The sequence below is a fragment of the Telluria sp. AC161 genome (assembly GCF_979258535.1).
The window spans coordinates 2,776,458-2,794,642 of the sequence record NZ_OZ409861.1 but is presented as its reverse complement, the minus strand read 5'-3'; the positions used below and the strand labels follow the sequence as shown (position 1 = coordinate 2,794,642).

18 protein-coding genes and 1 tRNA gene are annotated in these 18,185 nt (G+C 63.6%); 15 read left to right on the top strand and 4 right to left on the bottom strand.

Features of this window, described 5'->3' with window-relative positions; genetic code table 11:
* Positions 1-7 precede the first annotated feature (7 nt).
* Entirely contained in the window at positions 8-208 is a 201-nt protein-coding gene (locus tag ACZ0AJ_RS12500) for a globin family protein (protein ID WP_183557631.1), read from the top strand.
* A 97-nt stretch (positions 209-305) separates the two neighbouring features.
* Here ACZ0AJ_RS12500 and ACZ0AJ_RS12495 read toward each other — a convergent pair whose 3' ends face one another.
* The 4 genes from ACZ0AJ_RS12495 to ACZ0AJ_RS12480 form a co-directional block, all read right to left on the bottom strand.
* Positions 306-890: a cohesin domain-containing protein gene (locus ACZ0AJ_RS12495; RefSeq protein ID WP_499454819.1), complete on the bottom strand. Its 585-nt coding sequence runs from the start codon at positions 888-890 to the stop codon at positions 306-308.
* Positions 891-964: 74 nt separating this feature from the next.
* Positions 965-3,976 carry a reprolysin-like metallopeptidase gene (locus ACZ0AJ_RS12490; protein ID WP_499454818.1) on the bottom strand — a complete coding sequence of 1,004 codons (3,012 nt, stop codon included), beginning with the start codon at positions 3,974-3,976 and terminating at the stop codon, positions 965-967.
* Positions 3,977-4,331: 355 nt separating this feature from the next.
* On the bottom strand, positions 4,332-5,738 hold the full coding sequence (locus ACZ0AJ_RS12485; protein WP_499454982.1) for a M16 family metallopeptidase: 1,407 nt from the start codon (positions 5,736-5,738) through the stop codon (positions 4,332-4,334).
* Between the two features lie 10 nt (positions 5,739-5,748).
* The gene (locus ACZ0AJ_RS12480) at positions 5,749-7,158 is read right to left on the bottom strand and encodes a M16 family metallopeptidase (protein WP_499454817.1); all 1,410 of its coding nucleotides are present in this window, start codon (positions 7,156-7,158) and stop codon (positions 5,749-5,751) included.
* A 306-nt stretch (positions 7,159-7,464) separates the two neighbouring features.
* Between ACZ0AJ_RS12480 and ACZ0AJ_RS12475 the strand changes: the two genes are divergently transcribed.
* The 14 genes from ACZ0AJ_RS12475 to nuoF all read left to right on the top strand — a co-directional run bounded on the left by ACZ0AJ_RS12475 (position 7,465) and on the right by nuoF (position 18,181).
* Positions 7,465-8,241, top strand: coding sequence for a GIN domain-containing protein (locus ACZ0AJ_RS12475; protein WP_499454816.1), 777 nt, complete (start codon positions 7,465-7,467; stop codon positions 8,239-8,241).
* A gap of 74 nt (positions 8,242-8,315) precedes the next feature.
* Entirely contained in the window at positions 8,316-8,939 is a 624-nt protein-coding gene (locus tag ACZ0AJ_RS12470) for a tetratricopeptide repeat protein (RefSeq protein ID WP_499454815.1), read from the top strand.
* Between the two features lie 117 nt (positions 8,940-9,056).
* The gene (locus ACZ0AJ_RS12465; protein ID WP_499454814.1) at positions 9,057-9,560 is read left to right on the top strand and encodes an Rv1443c family protein; all 504 of its coding nucleotides are present in this window, start codon (positions 9,057-9,059) and stop codon (positions 9,558-9,560) included.
* A 94-nt stretch (positions 9,561-9,654) separates the two neighbouring features.
* Entirely contained in the window at positions 9,655-10,623 is a 969-nt protein-coding gene (locus tag ACZ0AJ_RS12460; protein WP_499454812.1) for an MYG1 family protein, read from the top strand.
* A 113-nt stretch (positions 10,624-10,736) separates the two neighbouring features.
* Positions 10,737-11,723 (top strand): NAD(P)H-quinone oxidoreductase, encoded by a 987-nt coding sequence (locus tag ACZ0AJ_RS12455; RefSeq protein ID WP_499454810.1) that lies wholly within the window; start codon positions 10,737-10,739, stop codon positions 11,721-11,723.
* Between the two features lie 147 nt (positions 11,724-11,870).
* Positions 11,871-12,620: a triose-phosphate isomerase gene (gene tpiA / locus ACZ0AJ_RS12450; RefSeq protein ID WP_183557664.1), complete on the top strand. Its 750-nt coding sequence runs from the start codon at positions 11,871-11,873 to the stop codon at positions 12,618-12,620.
* Between the two features lie 86 nt (positions 12,621-12,706).
* Positions 12,707-13,129, top strand: coding sequence for a preprotein translocase subunit SecG (secG, locus tag ACZ0AJ_RS12445; RefSeq protein WP_499454808.1), 423 nt, complete (start codon positions 12,707-12,709; stop codon positions 13,127-13,129).
* Positions 13,130-13,430: 301 nt separating this feature from the next.
* Positions 13,431-13,515: transfer RNA gene (locus tag ACZ0AJ_RS12440), tRNA-Leu, on the top strand.
* Between the two features lie 172 nt (positions 13,516-13,687).
* The gene (locus tag ACZ0AJ_RS12435; RefSeq protein WP_183557670.1) at positions 13,688-14,047 is read left to right on the top strand and encodes an NADH-quinone oxidoreductase subunit A; all 360 of its coding nucleotides are present in this window, start codon (positions 13,688-13,690) and stop codon (positions 14,045-14,047) included.
* A 3-nt stretch (positions 14,048-14,050) separates the two neighbouring features.
* Positions 14,051-14,527, top strand: coding sequence for a NuoB/complex I 20 kDa subunit family protein (locus ACZ0AJ_RS12430; RefSeq protein ID WP_147933132.1), 477 nt, complete (start codon positions 14,051-14,053; stop codon positions 14,525-14,527).
* A gap of 18 nt (positions 14,528-14,545) precedes the next feature.
* The gene (locus tag ACZ0AJ_RS12425) at positions 14,546-15,139 is read left to right on the top strand and encodes an NADH-quinone oxidoreductase subunit C (protein ID WP_258834892.1); all 594 of its coding nucleotides are present in this window, start codon (positions 14,546-14,548) and stop codon (positions 15,137-15,139) included.
* Positions 15,139-16,392: an NADH-quinone oxidoreductase subunit D gene (locus ACZ0AJ_RS12420; protein ID WP_183557677.1), complete on the top strand. Its 1,254-nt coding sequence runs from the start codon at positions 15,139-15,141 to the stop codon at positions 16,390-16,392. The genes ACZ0AJ_RS12425 and ACZ0AJ_RS12420 overlap by 1 nt, the downstream gene beginning before the upstream one ends.
* A gap of 20 nt (positions 16,393-16,412) precedes the next feature.
* Positions 16,413-16,889, top strand: a complete 477-nt coding sequence (nuoE, locus tag ACZ0AJ_RS12415) for an NADH-quinone oxidoreductase subunit NuoE (protein ID WP_258834891.1) — start codon at positions 16,413-16,415, stop codon at positions 16,887-16,889.
* Positions 16,886-18,181 carry an NADH-quinone oxidoreductase subunit NuoF gene (gene nuoF, locus ACZ0AJ_RS12410; RefSeq protein WP_332531043.1) on the top strand — a complete coding sequence of 432 codons (1,296 nt, stop codon included), beginning with the start codon at positions 16,886-16,888 and terminating at the stop codon, positions 18,179-18,181. Before nuoE ends, nuoF begins: the two co-directional genes overlap by 4 nt.
* Positions 18,182-18,185: the final 4 nt, after the last annotated feature.

Below are 18,185 nucleotides of genomic sequence, written 5' to 3'. Positions count from 1 at the left end.
ATTTGCCATGGCCAAGAAGGAAGAAGAACTCGATGAAGAAACGCTGGCGTTCGTCAACTGGTGTATCGAGGTCGAGGGGTTTTTAGTCGCGGGCGGCGCGACCGTACGGCAGGCGCAAGACCATATCGAGGAAGAAATCGAATGGTTCACCGACCAGTTCTACGATTCGCTCACGCCTGAAGAGGCGGCCAAGGAAGCACTGGCGTAATAACAGTCGCATCATTGAAAACAGGCCTGCACCGCGTAACCGCGGTGCAGGCCTGTTTGCTTGTGGCCGTTGCTCGTTGCTCGTTGCTCGTTGCTGATTATGCGCGGGCGCCTGTGCGGCGGCGACGCAGTGCGGCAGCGCCCGCCAGGCCGGCGCCAAACAGCAGGACGCTGGCCGGTTCCGGCACGTCAACCGGTCCACCCGGGTCCGCGAGCACGACGCCCTGACCCGACAGCGCAGTCAAGCCGGCAATGTCATCGCCAACCGAATCGAGGAAGATCACGTCAGCGAACGACAGCGCGGACGTGCCCGCACCGATCGCTTCGAAGGTGATGCTGGCCAAGAGGCCGCTGCCCGAGGCGCCCGGGGTCGGGCCGAGCAGGCTGCCGTACACGAAGTCGATGAGCCCTGTGTCCATGCCGAGAACACCGCTGACCGTGCTGCCCGCCGTGCCAAGGAAGGCGCCTTCGGTCACGTTCAGCGCGCGCAGGTAGCGCGCATCGTAGTTGATCGAGAACTGGTACGAATACAGGTCGGCGATATCGTCGATCGCAATGTTATAGGTGACGGTCGAGCCGACTTGCGCGGCCGGGCCGGTGGAGAACGACAGGATGGGCGCGGCCCAGGCCTGGGTGCTGGCGCCCAGCAGGAGGGCGGCGATGAAGTGCTTCCATTTGCTCATGGTGTAATCCTAAAGTTGAGTAGGCAATCAATGGTTCTGGCGGGCCGAACAGAAGATCCGGCCCGCCGCTTGAATCAGTTACAGACCGTGCCGGCCGGCACGCGCTGGGTAACGACGTTCAGGTCGCGGATATTGACGATGCCGTCGCTATTCACGTCGGCGCGCGGATCGAATCCGGCCTGGCCGGTGCGCTTGTTCAGCGATGCACGCACCACTGCCACGTCGGCGCAATCGACCACGCCGTCGCCGGTCACGTCACCCACGACCGGCGCATTTGCCAGCGTGAAGTTGGCGTCCGAGACGTCGAAGAACACATTGCCTACCGCCTCGATCTTGATGCGGCCCTGCGTTGTCGCCACTGCCGGGAACGTGACGTTGGCGCTGCCCGTGTTCGGCACGTTGGCCGCCAGCAGGTGTGGCCAGGTCGCGCCGCCGTCGGTCGACAGCGTGATCTTCACGTTCGCGGTGCTCACTGGCGCCGCGTCGGTATTGGCCACGCTCCAGGTCACGGTCTGCGGACCGGCGTTGATGGTGGCCGCCGTGTTGGGCGACGTGACCAGGAACGGACCGGCAGCCGGCGCCAGCACCAGCGTCGTGGTGGCGCTGTTGACGCCGCCACGGCCGTCACGCGCCGTCAGCTTGAAATTCAGCGACGCCGGCGCGGCGTTGGTGCCGAAGCCCACGTAGGCAGCCGTCGGCAGGAACTCCGAGAAACAGTCGATCTCGGTTGCCGTTGGCGTGGTGCTGGCAGTCGGGCAGGCGCCGGTGACGGCATTGGTGTTGTTGGCCAGGATCTGCGCCATGTCCGGGAAGACACGGGTCGGATCGGTGGTCACCTGGTTCTGGCCTGGCGACGAGTACTCGAGCGTGCCGGCGCTGGTCACGATGGCACGCGTGCCGAACTGGCGGAACAGCGGGCCGTTGAGCTTGACGTTATTGATCAGCGAGGTACCGGTGCTGCCGCCCCGGTCGTTCTGCTCCCACATATACGTCACGGTGTCATCGTCGCCATCGACGGCGCTGCCGGTCAGGGCAAATGGCGTGCGTACCGGGATCGTGAAACTCGGTGGCACGGTGACGCTCGGCGGCGAATTGGTCGTGCCCGCGACGCTGCCGCCGCGATTGGTCAGGCCGCCGCGTGCGACTTCACCGATGAAGCCGGTTCCGGTGCCACTGACGTTGCTGACCGCCAGTGAGGGCACGTTGGTGCCGGCGAGCGTGCCGCCGAAGGTGACGGTGAAGCCGGTATCGGTCAGCGCGCTGACCGTGACCGTGGCACCTGCAGGCCAGCCAGCGATACCTTCGATGGCCGCCTTGACGCCCGCCGTGGTGTAGTTGACGCCGCGCACGATCGGGGCCGACAGGTTGCCGTTAAAGCTCAGCTGGAACTGCTGGTCAGCAGCGGTAAAGCCGGCCAGGGCGGCGACCTGTACTTCGTTGATCGCGATATCGGCGCCCGACGTGTAGGCCACGATCTCGTCGAAGCTGCGCTGCGACCAGTACGGATCGCTGTGCGGCTGCAGGTTGTCGGTGCCGCAGATGCCGGCATAGGCCATGATCGACGAGCCGCTGCCCGGTTCGACCGAGGTGGTGGCGCTGCGGTTGCCGCCGCTGCAGCTGCCTACCGTGCCATTGAAGGTATGGTTGCCCGAGAACTGGTGACCCAGTTCGTGCGCGACGTAGTCGACGGCGAAGAAGTCACCGGTCGGGGTCGGGATGCCGGTGCAACCCTGGGCCTTGGCACTGCCGCCCACGACGCCCAGGCTGGCGACGCCGCCGCCGTTCAGACCAAAGGCGATGTGGCCGACGTCGAAGTTGCTGGCGCCCGCCAGCAGGCCGGTGACGATCCGGTTGCGGGTCAGGGTGCCGCTCGTGCAGCCGGATGCCTGGGCCGGCGTGTAGCAGGCCGCGCCGCCGCACGGACCGTTGGTGCCGGTCATCTGCTCGGGCGTATTCAGGTTGAGCGCATCGGTGGCGTCGATCAGCACCAGGCTGATCGAGGTCTCGTCTTCGTAGACCTGGGTCACGCGGTTGATCAGCGTGACCTTGGCGGCGGTAACGTTGGCAGGGCCGAAGTAGGTCGCGTAGCTCGGGTCGGTCACCAGTGCCAGGCGGTAGGTGCGCAGTGCGCTGCCGACGACGGCATTGGCCGCCATGCTGGCATCGACCACGCGGTAGGGCGCGCTGGTGCTGTTGCGGCCGTCGGTGGCGGTGATGTCGAACGCGCCCTGACGTGCTGCGCCAGCCGGCAGCGTCACGCTGATCGCGCCGTTCTTGTCGGCGGTGGCTGTGGCATTGTGCAGCGCCACGCCATCGCCATCGGCAGCGATGTTCAGGCTGACGCTGGCGCCCGGAGCAAAGCCGGCACCGGTCACCACGACGCTGTCGCCTTCCTGGTAGAACGAGCGCGACAGGCTCAGTTGTGGTTCGATGGCACCTTCGATCAGCGGGCCACGCGGGTTGATCAGGTCGGCGCGCGTGTAGCTGGCGTAGACGCTGGTGTCATTGCGGTAGTACGGATCGACATACCAGCCGCCATCCGGCGAACGCACCGACGCGTGCAGGCCAAGCTGCGTGATGTCCATGCGCAGCGTGGCGCGCGGATCGTCGACGCCCTTGCCGCGGTAGGTCTTGATGTCGGGGTGCTTGGCAGCCAGGCCCGGCTCCATGATCGGCGACTCTTCGAGCGTGAAGCGCTGGTAGCCGCCGTCCGGATGTGGCAGCGAGATGGTCAGGCTGCTCGCCGACAGGTCGCCGCTGCGCGCCATCGGCGCTTCGCGGGCAACGCCCCGGATGCCGGCCAGGTCGAGGCTGGCAGCGCGCACACGGCGCAGTTGCAGCGCCGGTGTTTTGGCGCCGCTGCTGCGTGCCGTGGTCGATGCCGCCGGCACCGTCACGTCCTGCCAGAATGCGGCCGCGCGCTGGTTCTGCACCTGTACCGGGCCGACCTGCGCCGCCAGCACGGATGGGGTGCCCACAACCAGGGCCAGCGCGACGCAGAGCGCGAGCGAACCTTTTTTCAGGGGGGCGGTATGCAGCTGGCTTTGCTTGCCGTGGTACGGCGAGCTCGAAGGCTTCGTTCTCATGCGTAGTCCTTTCGCGACTGGTGGGCGTGGGTCGTTGTGGTAAGCGGTGATGCGTCTTCCGGGGGCTTCCTCGTGGTGCCAGCGATGCGTTGCACATCGAAATTCACGATGCAAATAATGCAATGCGAGCGCATTGATATTATTGCTGCATTGATATCCGACGCAAGTAAATACTTTCTTGTTGTAATCTTGTTGAAATAATTGGTTTGGCCAATTGTGGCGCTGGCTTATGGTCTTTTATCGTGCTAAATATGCACCGCCATTCCCTCTGCATACTTGTCGACAAATAAAGATCGAGACGAAAAAAATGCCCCGTGAGTGACACGGGGCATGCATGGGTACGACGCTGGTCGGGTTACTTGTCCTGGACCGTAAATTCACCATACGGCGCCAGCTGCGCATCGAGCTTGGAAGGGTCGCCGACGATCACGATCGACTGGTTCTCGGGCGCAAAATATTTCTGCGCCACCGTGCGCACCTGCTGCGGCGTGACCTTGCGCATCAGCGGCACATAGTCGCCCAGGAACTCGGGCGGCAAGCCCACCAGCCAGTTGGCGGCCAGCGTGTTGGCCACCGAACGCTGCAACTGGTTATTCAGCAGGTAGCCGCCGGCGACATAGCGCTTGTTCATGTCCATCTCGGCCGTCGTGACCAGCTCGCTTCCCAGGCGCTTGTACTCCTTGAAGTACTCGGCCAGCGCCGCGCCCGTCACCTCATTGCGCACATCGGCGCCGCCGACCATCATGCCGCCCGCGCGGCTCATGCGCGCCCCGGCCGAGGCGCCGTAGGTGTAGCCTTTTTCTTCGCGCAGATTGGTGTTGATCCGGCTCGAGAAGCCACCGCCGATGATGGTGCTGGTCAGGCGCAGTGGGATCTGGTCGGCGGCGCTGGCGGCGATGCCGGGGCTACCCACGCGCAGCGTCGACTGCACGCTGCCGTCGCGCTTGAGCAGGATGCGGGCCGGCTTCACGTTCGTGGCGACTGCGGGAGTCTCCGGCAAGGCGGCGCCGCTGGCCTTCCAGTCGCCAAACGCGGCTTGCGCCAGCTTCAGCGCTTCGGCTTCGGTGATGCGGCCGGTGATGACCAAGAGCGCGCGGTCCGGACGGAAGCGCTTTGCGTGCTCGGTGCGCAGCAGCGCGGCGCTCACGGCATTGATCGACTCGGCCGTCGGATCCGTGCGGCTGTACGGATGGTCGAGGTAGACCGCTTTCTTGATCGCGCGCTCGGCGCGGAAACCCGGCTGGGTTTCGGCCACGCGCAGCGCCTGCAGCGCATTGGCTTTCGCCAGCGCCACTTCGTTCTCGGGGAACGACGGCTGACGCGCGATTTCGGCCATCAGCTCCAGCATGCCGCCTGCCTGCGAGGCGACGGCGTTAGCCGACAGGATGATGCCGTCGGCGGCCGGGCTGGCGGCCACTTCACCGCCCATGCCTTGCGCTGCTTCGGCGATGGCGCGCGAATCGCGCTTGGCCGTGCCTTCGTTGAGCATCCCGGCGAGCATCGCCGCAAAGCCGCCCTGGGCCGGGGCATCGGCCGCAAAGCCGGCGCCGCGCAGCGCCAGCACGAAGTCCACGCGCGGCAAGCCCTGGCGCGGCACGACCCAGACGGTCAGGCCGTTGGCCAGCGTCTGCTTGGCGATCTTCGGTGCGGGAATCGATTTTTCTTGGCCATACGCAGGCATGCCGTTCGGCGCCCTGGTTTGTGCATGCAGCGTCGGCGCGAACGCCAGCGAGACGGCAAGCGCGAGCATCAATTTGTTCATGATGCGCTCCTTATTTGGTGACGCCGGCAGGCGCATTGTTGGCGGGGGCCGCAGCCGTCTTGGCGGCCTCGATCATCGCGGCCGGCTTGCGGTCGATGACGGTACGGTTGGTCGGCACGAGGTAGGTCTTGACGACGCGCTGGATGTCGCTCGAGGTCACGCCGTCGATCCAGCCCGGAATTTTGTTGACGACATTGGCGTCGCCCCACAGCACCTGCAGCTTGGCCATCGTGTCGGCGCGGTTGACGAAGCTTTCCAGCTTGTTGTTCCAGTCGGCCAGCATGCGCGTCTTGACGCGCTTGAGGGTGGCGTCGTCGACACCGTCCCTGGCCACCTTGGCGATCTCTTCATCCATGGCCTTGAGGATCGCGTCCGCGCTGCTGTCGGGCTTGTACAGCGCGTGCACGGTCATCAGGGTAGGGCCGTTGTATTCCCACGGGCTGGTCAGGCCAAACAGGATGTCGACATTCAGTGCAATCTCGCGGCCCTTGACCAGGCCCTGGTAGAACAGCGACGCATCGCCGCCGCCCAGCAGTTCGGCCAGCACGGCGACCGGCGCCTGATCGCGGCTGCCGCGCTCGGGCACCTTCCAGGCCGCGGCAATTGCCGGCACCTGGGCCAGTGCGTCGCTTTGCTGCAGGCGTTTTTCGGCCGTGTTGAGCGGCTCGCTGAAATCCGTGCCCTTCGGTACCGGCCGGGCAGGAATGGCGCCGAAGTATTTCTGGGCCAGCGTAAAGCCTTGCTGCGGCGTGATGTCGCCGGCGATGGCCAGCACCGCGTTGTTCGGGCCATAGTAGTCGCGGTGGAACGCGCGCACGTCGTCCAGGCTGGCGTTTTCCAGGTCTTCGAAGCTGCCGTAGCCGTCGTGGTTGTTTTCCCATTTCTGGAATGCGTGCTGGCTGATGTCGATCCACATGAAGCCGCCATACGGCTGGTTCTTCACGTTGACGCGGATTTCTTCCTTGACGACATCCTGCTGGTTCTTCAGCGTGGTGGCGCTGAAGTCGAGCGTCTTCATGCGGTCCGCTTCCAGCCACAGGATCGGCTCGAGCGCCGAGCTTGGCACGGTCTCGATGTAGTTGGTGAAGTCGGGGCGGGTCGAGCCGTTGTTCCAGCCGCCGCCGCCCGTGATCGTCGTATCGAAGACGCCCTTCGGCGCATTCGGCGTGCCCTGGAACATCAGGTGCTCGAACAGGTGCGCAAAGCCCGTGCGGTTCTTCGGCTCGAGGCGCATGCCGACGTGGTAGACGACCGAGACGCCGACGGTCGGCGAAGTACGGTCTTCCGACACGATCACGGTCAGGCCGTTGTCGAGTTTTTTCATGGTGACCGGCAGGGTCCACCCGTCAGCCGGTGCGGCAAATGCCGACATCGACAGGGTGAACCCGGCCAGCAGGGCGGGGTAGTGGCGCATGCGCATGGGGACCTCGAAATGGATCGCAATGAAATGGGTATGACCGGGACGCGGTGCGCCACCGGCGAAACATCTTAGCGCAATGGCATGCTTAAAAAGAATGTTTTTGTTGCGCTGGCGCAGGACGATGGGGGGTGATGCGTGCCGCATCGATCCCTGGCCGTTCTGCCCCAATCCGCCACCGCAGCGCAGCTGGGACGCCGTTTTTTGCAGTTCATCGCATGGGGTGCGGCGGCGCTTGACTTTCCGGCTATAGTTTCATCATGACAAGTCCCGGCATTGGCGCGGGCCGCAACACACTGGAGAACCTCGATGAATCACCTTTTCAAGCTGGGCGCCGTGGCGGCGTTGTTGGGCGCCACGGCCGGCCTCGTGCGCGCCGCGCCGGACACCGCCAGCGAGACGCGGCCCGTCGATGCGCAAGTCGTGCGCGTGACGCTCGAAGGGGTCGGGGATCTGGTGATCCGCCAGGGCGCGACGGCCACGCTGGTGCTGACGGGCGACGCGCGCCTGCTGTCGCGCACGACCACCACGCAGCGCGGCGACACGCTCAATATCGAGACCGAAGGCCGGCGCGGGGGCTTCAACTTCGGCCGGTCGTCGGGCATCCAGGCCGAACTCGTGCTGCCGAACCTGCGCGCCGTATCGTCCGAAAGTATCGGCGCCACCACGGTCAGCGGCTTTGCCGGCCAGTCGCTGGACATCAATCTCGATGGCGCCGGGTCAATGTCGGTATCATCATCGAATTATCGTTTCATTACCGCCAACCTGGGCGGCGTGGGCAATCTCAAGATCAATGGCATCGACAGCGAGGGCATCGACCTGAACCTGGGCGGCGCCGGCTTCGTGACACTGACCGGCCGCAGCAAGCGCCTGAAGGCGGAGCTGGGCGGCCTGGGCGGGCTCGATGCGCAGGGTTGCAGCGTCGACTCGGTCGCGCTCGATCTGTCGGGGCTGGGCAATGCCACCGTCAATGTGCGCCAGAGCATCAACGTGTCGCTGTCGGGCATGGGATCGGTGACGGTACTGGGCAAGCCGGTCAATCGCAAGGTGGCGCTCGACGGGCTGGGCAAGGTCAACTGGAAATGACGGACACGCGACAACCACGCTGGCCGGGGACACCCCGGCGGCATCGGCAACGACCTGGATTCTGTGTGCGAACCATGAAGACACCATTCTTTGCAGTTCTCGTGGCGCTGTGCCTGCAGTTCGGTCTGCACGGCAGCGCCCAGGCCGGTTTCCCCGAAGGCGCCAGTGCCTACAATGCCCGAAACTATGCGCTCGCCTTGAAAGAAGTCACGCCGCTGGCCAAGGCCGGCCACGCCGAAGCGCAGCATCTGCTGGGGCTCATGTATTACATGGGGCGGGGCGTGCCGCGCGACTACAAGCAGGCATTTGCCTGGCACCAGAAGGCCGCGCTCCAGGGCAAGGCCGACGCGCAGTACGTCGTCGGGGCCATGTATTACACGGGCAACTCGGTGCCGCAGGACCAGAAGCACGCCGTGACCTGGTTCCGCAAGGCGGCCGAGCAGGGGCATGCCGAGGCGCAGAATGCCCTCGGGCTGATGTACCGCTACCACGTGGCCGGCGTGCCGCAGGATGTCGTGCTGGCCTACATGCTGTATAACCTGGCCGCCGCCGGCGGCAATCGCAACGCCGTCGACCAGCGCGCCGCGATTGCCAAACGCATGACACAGGAGCAGATCGAAGAAGCGCAGGCGCTGTCGCGCACCTGGAAGCCGGGCACGCCGCTGCCGGCGACGTCGAAGACGGGCGGCGACGCGTAACGCGCCACTGTGCCCGGCGCAATCGCCTGGCAATCGTCCCGTTATGCGGGTTGGCGAACCGAGCCCGGGGGCAGGGCGGGCCATGATGGTGCGAACACACTGTCAAGGAGTCCCCCGATGGCCAAGGTAACACTGACGATGACGACGCACGTGCCGGTCTCGACCGGCGAAGCCTGGGCCTGGTCGACGTCGCTCGAAGGCGTGCGCACTGAAATGCGCCCGCTGCTCAAGGTCGTCTTTCCCAAGGCAATGACGCATATCGGTCCCGATACGGCGCTCAACACGGTCCTGGGCCGTTGCCAGTTCTTGCTGTTCGGTCTGTTTCCGATCGATATGTCCAAGCTGCGCTTTACCGAGATGGTGCCGGGGCACCGCTTTGTCGAGGAATCCGACCTGCTGTCGATGCGCTCGTGGCGCCATGAACGTGTGATCACACCATCCGCCGATGGCCGGGGCGCCCAGATCACCGATCATCTGGCGTTCACGCCACGCCTGGCCACACCCGTCGTGCGCTACCTCGTCAAGCTGTTCTTCGCGCACCGCCACAAGAAGCTGGCGCAGGCGCTGGGTGTTCGTGGGGCTACCGTTGCGGGCCGCGGCGCAGCCGGCAGAGCACGCTGAGACAGGCTGAGATGCGTCCCCGCATGGTAGGCTTCGGCTTTGACTCATTCGCGCGCCCGATGCATTCGCGGCGTTGCGGCAATTTGGAGCTTGTATGTTGATTGCCACTCACGGCGGCAAATTTCACGCAGATGATGCGTGGGCCGTCGCCGTCCTGAAGGTGCTGTTCCCCGACGCTGACGTCATCCGTACGCGCGAGCAGGCCAAAATCGATGCCGCCGACTTCGCGATCGACGTTGGCGGGGTCTGGGACCCGGCTACCGGCCGGTTCGACCACCACCAGAAAGAATTCAATGCCACCCGGCCGTCCGGCGTGCCGTACGCCAGCGCCGGCCTCGTCTGGCGTGACCACGGCGCACGCTGCGTTGCGGCGCTGGCGCTGCGCCACACGGGCGAGGCGTTATCCGACGATACCGCCCAGCAGATCGCGTACGCGATCGACGTCGATATCGTGCAATACCTCGATTTGTCGGACGTCGGCGTGGCCAAGAACGCGCCGGGCAGCTATGGCCTGTCGGCCGTGGTCTCGGGCTTCAATCCGGGCTGGCTCGACGAGCAGCGCCTGGGTTACGGCGAAGCGGTCGATGTGTATCGCATGGGCCAGTTCATGCGCGCCGTGGAATTCCTTACCGACATCATGGGCAATGCCGTGCGTTACCGCGTGGGCGCCATGCTGGCCGTCACGCAAGTGCGCCAGGCCGAGGTGCTCGAGGGCGGCAAGCTGCTGTTCCTGAAGAACGCCGCGCTGCCGTGGAGCAGCATCGTGCGCAAGGAAATGCCGAAGATCCTGTTCGTCATCAGCCATAGCCTGACCGAGAACCGCTACATCCTGCACACGGTGTCGGTCGACACGGAAAGCTTCGATGCGCGCGCCGACCTGCCTGAAACCTGGGCTGGCCTGCGCGAAGCGGATCTGGCGGCCGTGACGGGCGTGCCGGACGCCGTGTTCTGCCACACGGGCCGCTTCATCGCCGCTGCGCGCAGCTACGACGGTATCCGCACGATGGCGCGCCAGGCACTCGATGCGGTCGAGCAGGGCGTGACGGTCACGACGTATTCGTAGGCAACAAGCACGTTCACTGGCACCGTCACGGGCGGCGCGCACGATCGCCGGGTCGTCGGCAAGCCGCCGCCGACTCCCGTACAATTGCGGTTTTGCTAATGCGGGAGCTTTCCATGCGCGCCATCGAGATTACCAAGCCGGGGGAACCCGACGTCTTGCAACTGTGTGAACGGCCATTGCCGGTCCTGAAAACCGGCGAAGTCCTGATCAAGGTCCATGCTGCCGGGATCAACCGCCCCGATGTGTTCCAGCGTCTGGGCAAATACCCTGTGCCACCGGGCGCCTCCGACCTGCCAGGCCTCGAAGTGGCCGGCGAGATCGTCGACGGCGACCTTGGCGACAGCGGTTTTGCCAAAGGCGACCTCGTCTGCGCTCTGGTGCAGGGCGGCGGTTACGCCGAATACTGCGCCGCGCCACTCGAGCAATGCCTGCCGGTACCAGAAGGGTTGACCCCGCTGGAAGCGGCCACCTTGCCGGAAACCTATTTCACGGTCTGGAGCAATGTGTTTGACCGTGCCCGCCTCAGCGAAGGCGAGAGCCTGCTGGTGCAGGGCGGCAGCTCGGGTATCGGCGTGACCGCCACCCAGGTCGCCAGCGCACTGGGCCACCGCGTGTTCATCACGGCCGGTAGCGAAGACAAATGCCGCGCTGTCGAAGCACTGGGCGCCGAGCGCGGCATCAATTACCGCGATGAAGATTTTGTCGCCGTGGTCAAGGAACTCACGGACGGTCGTGGTGTCGATGTGATTCTGGATATGGTCGCCGGTGACTACGTGGCACGCGAGATCGAGTGCTTGGCCGACGATGGCCGCCTGGTCGTCATCGCGCTGCTGGGCGGGCCGCAGGCCAACCTGGACATGAACCACGTGCTGCGCCGCCGCCTGACGATCACCGGGTCGACGCTGCGTCCACGTCCGGTCGCGTTCAAGGCCGCCATTGCGCGCCAGTTGCGCGAGCAGGTCTGGCCACTGTTTGCGCAGAAAAAGATCAAGCCGGTGATCCACCACGTGTTCCCGCTGGCAGAAGCCGCGGCAGCGCACACGATGATGGAATCGAGCGCCCATGTGGGCAAGATCGTCCTGCAAGTGCTGGCCGACTGACCATAAAAACAACAGGCGCGCCGGCGGGGCCCACAAGCCCTGCGCGGCGCATCCACGGGCGGTTTCAGGCCGGTTGACGCTGTCAGCCATTGTTTGACCGCCACAATATCGACCGCTAGAATAGCGGGTTATTTGACATGGGGTAGTATGCGTCCCACACTCGTAGTAGGTAACTGGAAGATGAACGGCAGCCGGGCAGTCAATGCCGAGCTGCTGCAAGGCATTCTCGCGGGCCTGAGCCCGGACATTCAGGCGTCGTGCGCGGTGTGCGTCCCTGCGCCGTACCTGTTCCAGTGCGAGCAATTGTTGGCCGGTAGCAGCGTGGCCTGGGGCGCGCAGGATGTCGCGACCGAGCCGTGCGGCGCCTTCACCGGCGAAGTGTGCGTCTCGATGCTGCACGATTTCGGTTGCCGTTACGTGATCGTCGGCCACTCCGAGCGCCGCGGCTACCACGGCGAGTCGAACGAGCTGGTCGCGCGCAAGGCGAAAGCGGCGCTGGACGCCGGCCTGACCCCGATCGTGTGCATTGGCGAAACACTCGAGCAGCGCGAAGCGGGCGAGACCAACGACGTTGTCGGTGGCCAGCTGCACGCGGTGCTGGAACTGGTGGGCTTTGAAGATGTGTCGCGCCTGGTGCTGGCCTACGAGCCGGTATGGGCAATCGGTACCGGCAAGACGGCCACGCCCGAGATGGCGCAGCAAGTCCACGCCGACATGCGCGCGTTAGTGCGCAAGTGCAACGTTGATGCCGCGGAAACCGTACAAATCCTTTACGGCGGCAGCATGAAGCCGGAGAATGCACGCGAGCTGCTGGCGCAACCGGATATCGATGGCGGCCTGATCGGCGGGGCGGCACTGAAAGCCGACGACTTCCTCGCCATTCTGCGTGCTGCTTAAAGACTTAATCTCGCGCATTTAGTTTTGCGAAGATTTTGGAATTACAAAAAATTTGAAACGCTGTTAAACCTTGGAATGGAATTGCAATGATCTGGTCTAATCTTATTATCGTCGTGCAGGTTATCTCGGCCCTGTCCATTATTGGCCTGGTCCTGATGCAGCACGGCAAGGGCGCTGATATGGGTGCGGCCTTCGGTTCCGGCGCGTCGGGCAGCCTGTTCGGTGCATCCGGTTCGTCGAACTTCCTGTCCAAGGCAACGGCAGTGGCCGCCGCCGTGTTCTTCGGCACCACGCTGACGCTGGCCTACATCGGCAACAACCGCACCGGCAGCGACAACGCCGGCGTGATGGGCCGCGCCCAGGCGCCGGCAGCCGGCATCCCGGTCACGGCGCCAGTGCAGACCGCGCCAGCCGATGTGCCGACGCTGCCAGCGGGCAGTGCCGTCCCGGCAGCTCCGGCAGCGGGTGTCCCGGCCGCTCCGGCGACCCCGGCGCCAGCGACCAGGTAAGTTACGCAGTCCCGGCGCCATGTGCGCCAATGCTGTTCCAAAACAATGCGCCTTTTTATCGGGCGCATTGTCGTTTTTAGGCGTAGAATACTGCGGCGCGTGACAGGGTTGGACAGCCGGTCTGTGCAGCCTTGCAATATTGACGCTGTTGTCGCAACGAACTTTGTCATGCTCATGTCAGTAAATGAGCGTCCAATAGATTGTTCGGCGATATGATTCAATTAAATGGCAAATATCTTTGTGATTGCGCAATTTGAGCATTGAAAGATAGTGCTAAAGCAGGTTAAAATACTGTTCTCCAGCCGACGTGGTGAAATTGGTAGACACGCTATCTTGAGGGGGTAGTGGCGCAAGCTGTGCGAGTTCGAGTCTCGCCGTCGGCACCAAAATTTAGAAAGAAAGCCAGCAAGGGCGCACGAGTTTTTACCTCATGCCTGAGCTGGCTTTTTTACGAGGATCTGTCGTACGGTCCTGGCGGCAGGCTCGAAGCCAGGTTCGCACGATTCGGTGCTGCATCTCTGCAGCGTTCCATTAACCGATCGTTCAGAAGGCTTCATCGTGAACCTCGAAAGTTATCTCCCCGTTCTTCTCTTTATCCTGGTTGGCATCGGTGTCGGTGTCGCCCCTCAGGTGCTTGGTCGCCTGCTCGGGCCGCACAAACCCGACGATGCCAAACTGTCTCCGTATGAATGCGGCTTCGAAGCCTTCGAAGACGCGCGCATGAAGTTCGACGTCCGGTACTACCTGGTCGCGATCCTGTTTATTTTGTTTGATCTTGAAACGGCATTCTTCTTCCCATGGGGCGTCTCGATGCGCGAACTGGGGTTCACCGGTTTCATCACGATGATGGTGTTCATCGCCGAATTCGTCGTGGGCTTCTGGTACATCTGGAAGAAAGGTGCCCTTGATTGGGAATAAGCCATGGCTATTGAAGGCGTACTAAACGAAGGTTTCATCACCACCACAGCCGACAAGCTGGTCAACTGGGCACGTACCGGGTCGATGTTCCCGATGACGTTCGGTCTGGCCTGCTGCGCGGTCGAGATGATGCACGTGGGCGCGGCCCGCTACGACATGGACCGCTTCGGTATCGTGTTCCGCCCGTCGCCACGCCAGTCCGACGTCATGATCGTTGCCGGCACGCTGTGCAACAAGATGGCGCCGGCGCTGCGCAAGGTCTACGACCAGATGGCCGAGCCGCGCTGGGTCATCTCGATGGGCTCCTGTGCCAACGGTGGCGGCTACTACCACTACTCGTATTCGGTCGTCCGTGGCTGCGATCGCATCGTCCCGGTCGATGTCTACGTGCCAGGCTGTCCACCGACCGCCGAAGCTCTGCTGTACGGCATCATGCAGCTCCAGAACAAGATCAAGCGCACCAACACCATCGCGCGCTAAAAACGGACGGCGTACTCCATGACGACAAAACTCGAAACCCTTCAACTCGCCCTGCAGACTGCATTGGGCGAGGGCGCCGCGATCTCGGCGGCGCTGGGTGAAGTCACGGTGGTGGTCAAGGCCGCCGACTACATCCGCTCGATGACGGCCCTGCGCGATACCCCTGCGCTGGCGTTCGAGCAGATGATCGACCTGTGCGGCGTCGACTATTCGGAATATGGCGAAGGCACCTACGAAGGACCGCGCTTTGCGGTCGTCGTGCACCTGCTGTCGCTGACCCACAACTGGCGCGTGCGCGTGCGGGTGTTCTGCCCGGACGACGACATGCCGCTGGTCGAATCGATCACCCCGATCTGGCGCGCCGCCAACTGGTTCGAGCGCGAAGCGTTCGACCTGTTCGGCATCCTGTTCGATGGCCACGGCGACCTGCGCCGCATCCTGACCGACTACGGTTTCATCGGCCACCCGTTCCGCAAGGACTTCCCGATCTCGGGTTACGTCGAAATGCGCTACGACCCCGAGCAGAAACGCGTGATCTATCAACCCGTCACAATCGAACCGCGCGAGAACATTCCCCGCGTGATTCGCGAAGAGACTTACGGGACGAAATAATGGCTGAGCTTAAGAACTACACCCTGAACTTTGGTCCGCAGCACCCGGCAGCGCACGGCGTGCTGCGCCTCGTGCTCGAGCTCGACGGCGAGGTGATCCAGCGCGCCGACCCGCACATCGGCCTGCTGCACCGCGGTACCGAGAAGCTGGCCGAAACCCGCACCTACCTGCAATCGGTGCCGTACATGGACCGTCTCGACTACGTGTCGATGATGTGCAACGAACACGGCTACGTGCTGGCCATCGAAAAGCTGCTCGGCATCCAGGCGCCGATCCGCGCCCAGTACATCCGCACGATGTTCGACGAAGTCACCCGCATCCTGAACCACCTGATGTGGCTGGGCGCACACGCGCTGGACATCGGCGCCATGGGCCCGTTCCTGTATTGCTTCCGCGACCGCGAAGACCTGTTCGACGTCTATGAAGCGGTGTCGGGCGCGCGCATGCACGCGGCCTACTACCGCCCGGGCGGCGTGTACCGCGACCTGCCGGACACGATGCCACAGCACAAGGCTTCGCCAATCCGCAGCGCCAAGGCGATCGACGCACTGAACGAACACCGCCAGGGCTCCGTACTCGACTTCCTCGACGCGTTCACGAAGCGCTTCGATGGCTATGTCGACGAATACGAAACCCTGCTGACCGACAACCGTATCTGGAAGCAGCGTACGGTCGGCATCGGTGTCGTGACGCCCGAAGATGCGAAAGCGATGGGCTTCACGGGCGCCATGCTGCGCGGCTCGGGCATCGCCTGGGACCTGCGCAAGACGCAGCCGTATGCAGCGTATGACAAGGTCGAGTTCGATATTCCGGTCGGTACCAACGGCGACTCGTATGACCGCTACCTGGTGCGCGTGGAAGAGATGCGCCAGTCGAACCGCATCATCAAGCAATGCATCACCTGGCTGCGCGCGAACCCGGGCCCGGTCATGATCGACAATAACAAGATTGCGCCGCCGAACCGGATGGACATGAAGTCCAATATGGAATCGCTGATTCACCACTTCAAGCTGTTCACCGAAGGCTTCCACGTCCCAGAGGGCGAGGCGTACGCTGCGGTCGAGCATCCGAAAGGCGAATTCGGCATCTATATCGTCTCCGACGGCGCCAACAAGCCATACCGCCTGAAAATCCGCACGCCGGACTATGTCCACCTGCAGAGCCTCGACGAAATGGCACGCGGACACATGATCGCTGATGCCGTCGCCATCATCGGTACGCAAGACATCGTGTTCGGCAGTATTGACCGCTAGTCCGAAAGGCAGAGAAGAATATGTTATCCCCGCAGTGCTATCAAAAAATCGATCGGGAGCTGGCCAAGTACCCAGCCGATCAACGCCAGTCGGCCGTGATGGCCTCGCTCGCCCACGCCCAGGTCGAACTGGGCTGGCTGTCGCCAGAGACGATGCAGGAAATCGCCGACTACATCGAGATGCCGGCGATTGCCGTGCAAGAGGTGGCGACTTTCTACAATATGTTCAACGTCAAGCCGGTTGGCCAGCACAAGATCACCGTGTGCACCAACCTGCCTTGCGCATTGTCGGGCGGCGAACGCGCGGCCCAGCGCATCAAGGACGCCCTGAACATCGACTTCCGTGACACCACGGCGGACGGCAAGTTCACGCTGATGGAAGGCGAGTGCATGGGCGCCTGCGGCGACGCACCCGTCATGCTGGTGAACAACCACCGCATGTGTTCGTTCATGAGCGACGCCAAGATCGACGCCCTGCTTGAGGAACTGAACAAATGACCAGCCTGCACGATCGTCACATCAAGCCGCTGATCCTGAAGGATCTGAACGGCACCAACTGGCACCTGACCGACTACGTCAACCGTGGTGGTTACTCGGCGCTGCGCCGCATCATCGAAGAAAAGATCACGCCCGAGCAGATCATTGCCGACATGAAGGCGTCGGGCCTGCGCGGCCGCGGCGGCGCCGGTTTCCCGACCGGCCTGAAGTGGAGCTTCATGCCACGCCAGTTCCCGGGCCAGAAATACCTCGTCTGCAATACCGACGAAGGCGAGCCGGGCACGTTCAAGGACCGCGACATCATTCGCTACAATCCGCATGCGCTGATCGAAGGCATGGCCATCGGCGCCTACGCGATGGGCATCACCGTGGGCTACAACTACATCCACGGCGAGATCTTCGAAGACTACCTGCGCTTTGAAGAAGCGCTGGAAGAAGCACGCGCCGCGGGCTTCTTGGGTGACAACATCCTGGGCAGCACGTTCTCGTTCCAGCTGCACGCGCACCACGGTTACGGCGCCTACATCTGCGGCGAAGAAACCGCGCTGCTCGAGTCGCTCGAAGGCAAGAAGGGCCAGCCGCGCTTCAAGCCGCCGTTCCCGGCCTCGTTCGGCCTGTATGGCAAGCCGACGACGATCAACAACACCGAGACCTTCGCTGCGGTCCCGTTCATCCTGAACATCGGCGCCGAGAACTACATGGCGCTGGGCAAGCCGAACAACGGCGGCACCAAGATCTTCTCGATCTCGGGCGACGTCGAGCGGCCAGGCAACTACGAAGTTCCGCTGGGTACGCCATTTGCGACCCTGATGGAACTGGCCGGTGGCATGCGCGGTGGCAAGAAGATCAAGGCCGTGATTCCAGGCGGATCGTCGGCGCCAGTGGTGCCGGGCGAGCAGATGATGCAAACCGATCTCGACTACGATTCGATCGCCAAGGCCGGCTCGATGCTGGGTTCGGGCGCCGTGATCGTGATGGACGAGACGCGCTGCATGGTCAAGTCGCTGCTGCGCCTGTCGTACTTCTATTACGAAGAATCGTGCGGCCAGTGCACGCCATGCCGTGAAGGCACGGGCTGGATGTACCGCATGGTTCACCGCATCGAGCATGGCCAGGGCCGACCGGACGACATGGATCTGCTGAACAACATCGCTGACAACATCAAGGGCCGCACGATTTGCGCGCTCGGCGATGCGGCTGCGATGCCAGTGCAGGCCATGATCAAGCACTTCCGCGAAGAATTTGAATATCACATTGAGCACAAGCACTGCCTCGTGCCCTCATACCTTTAAACCA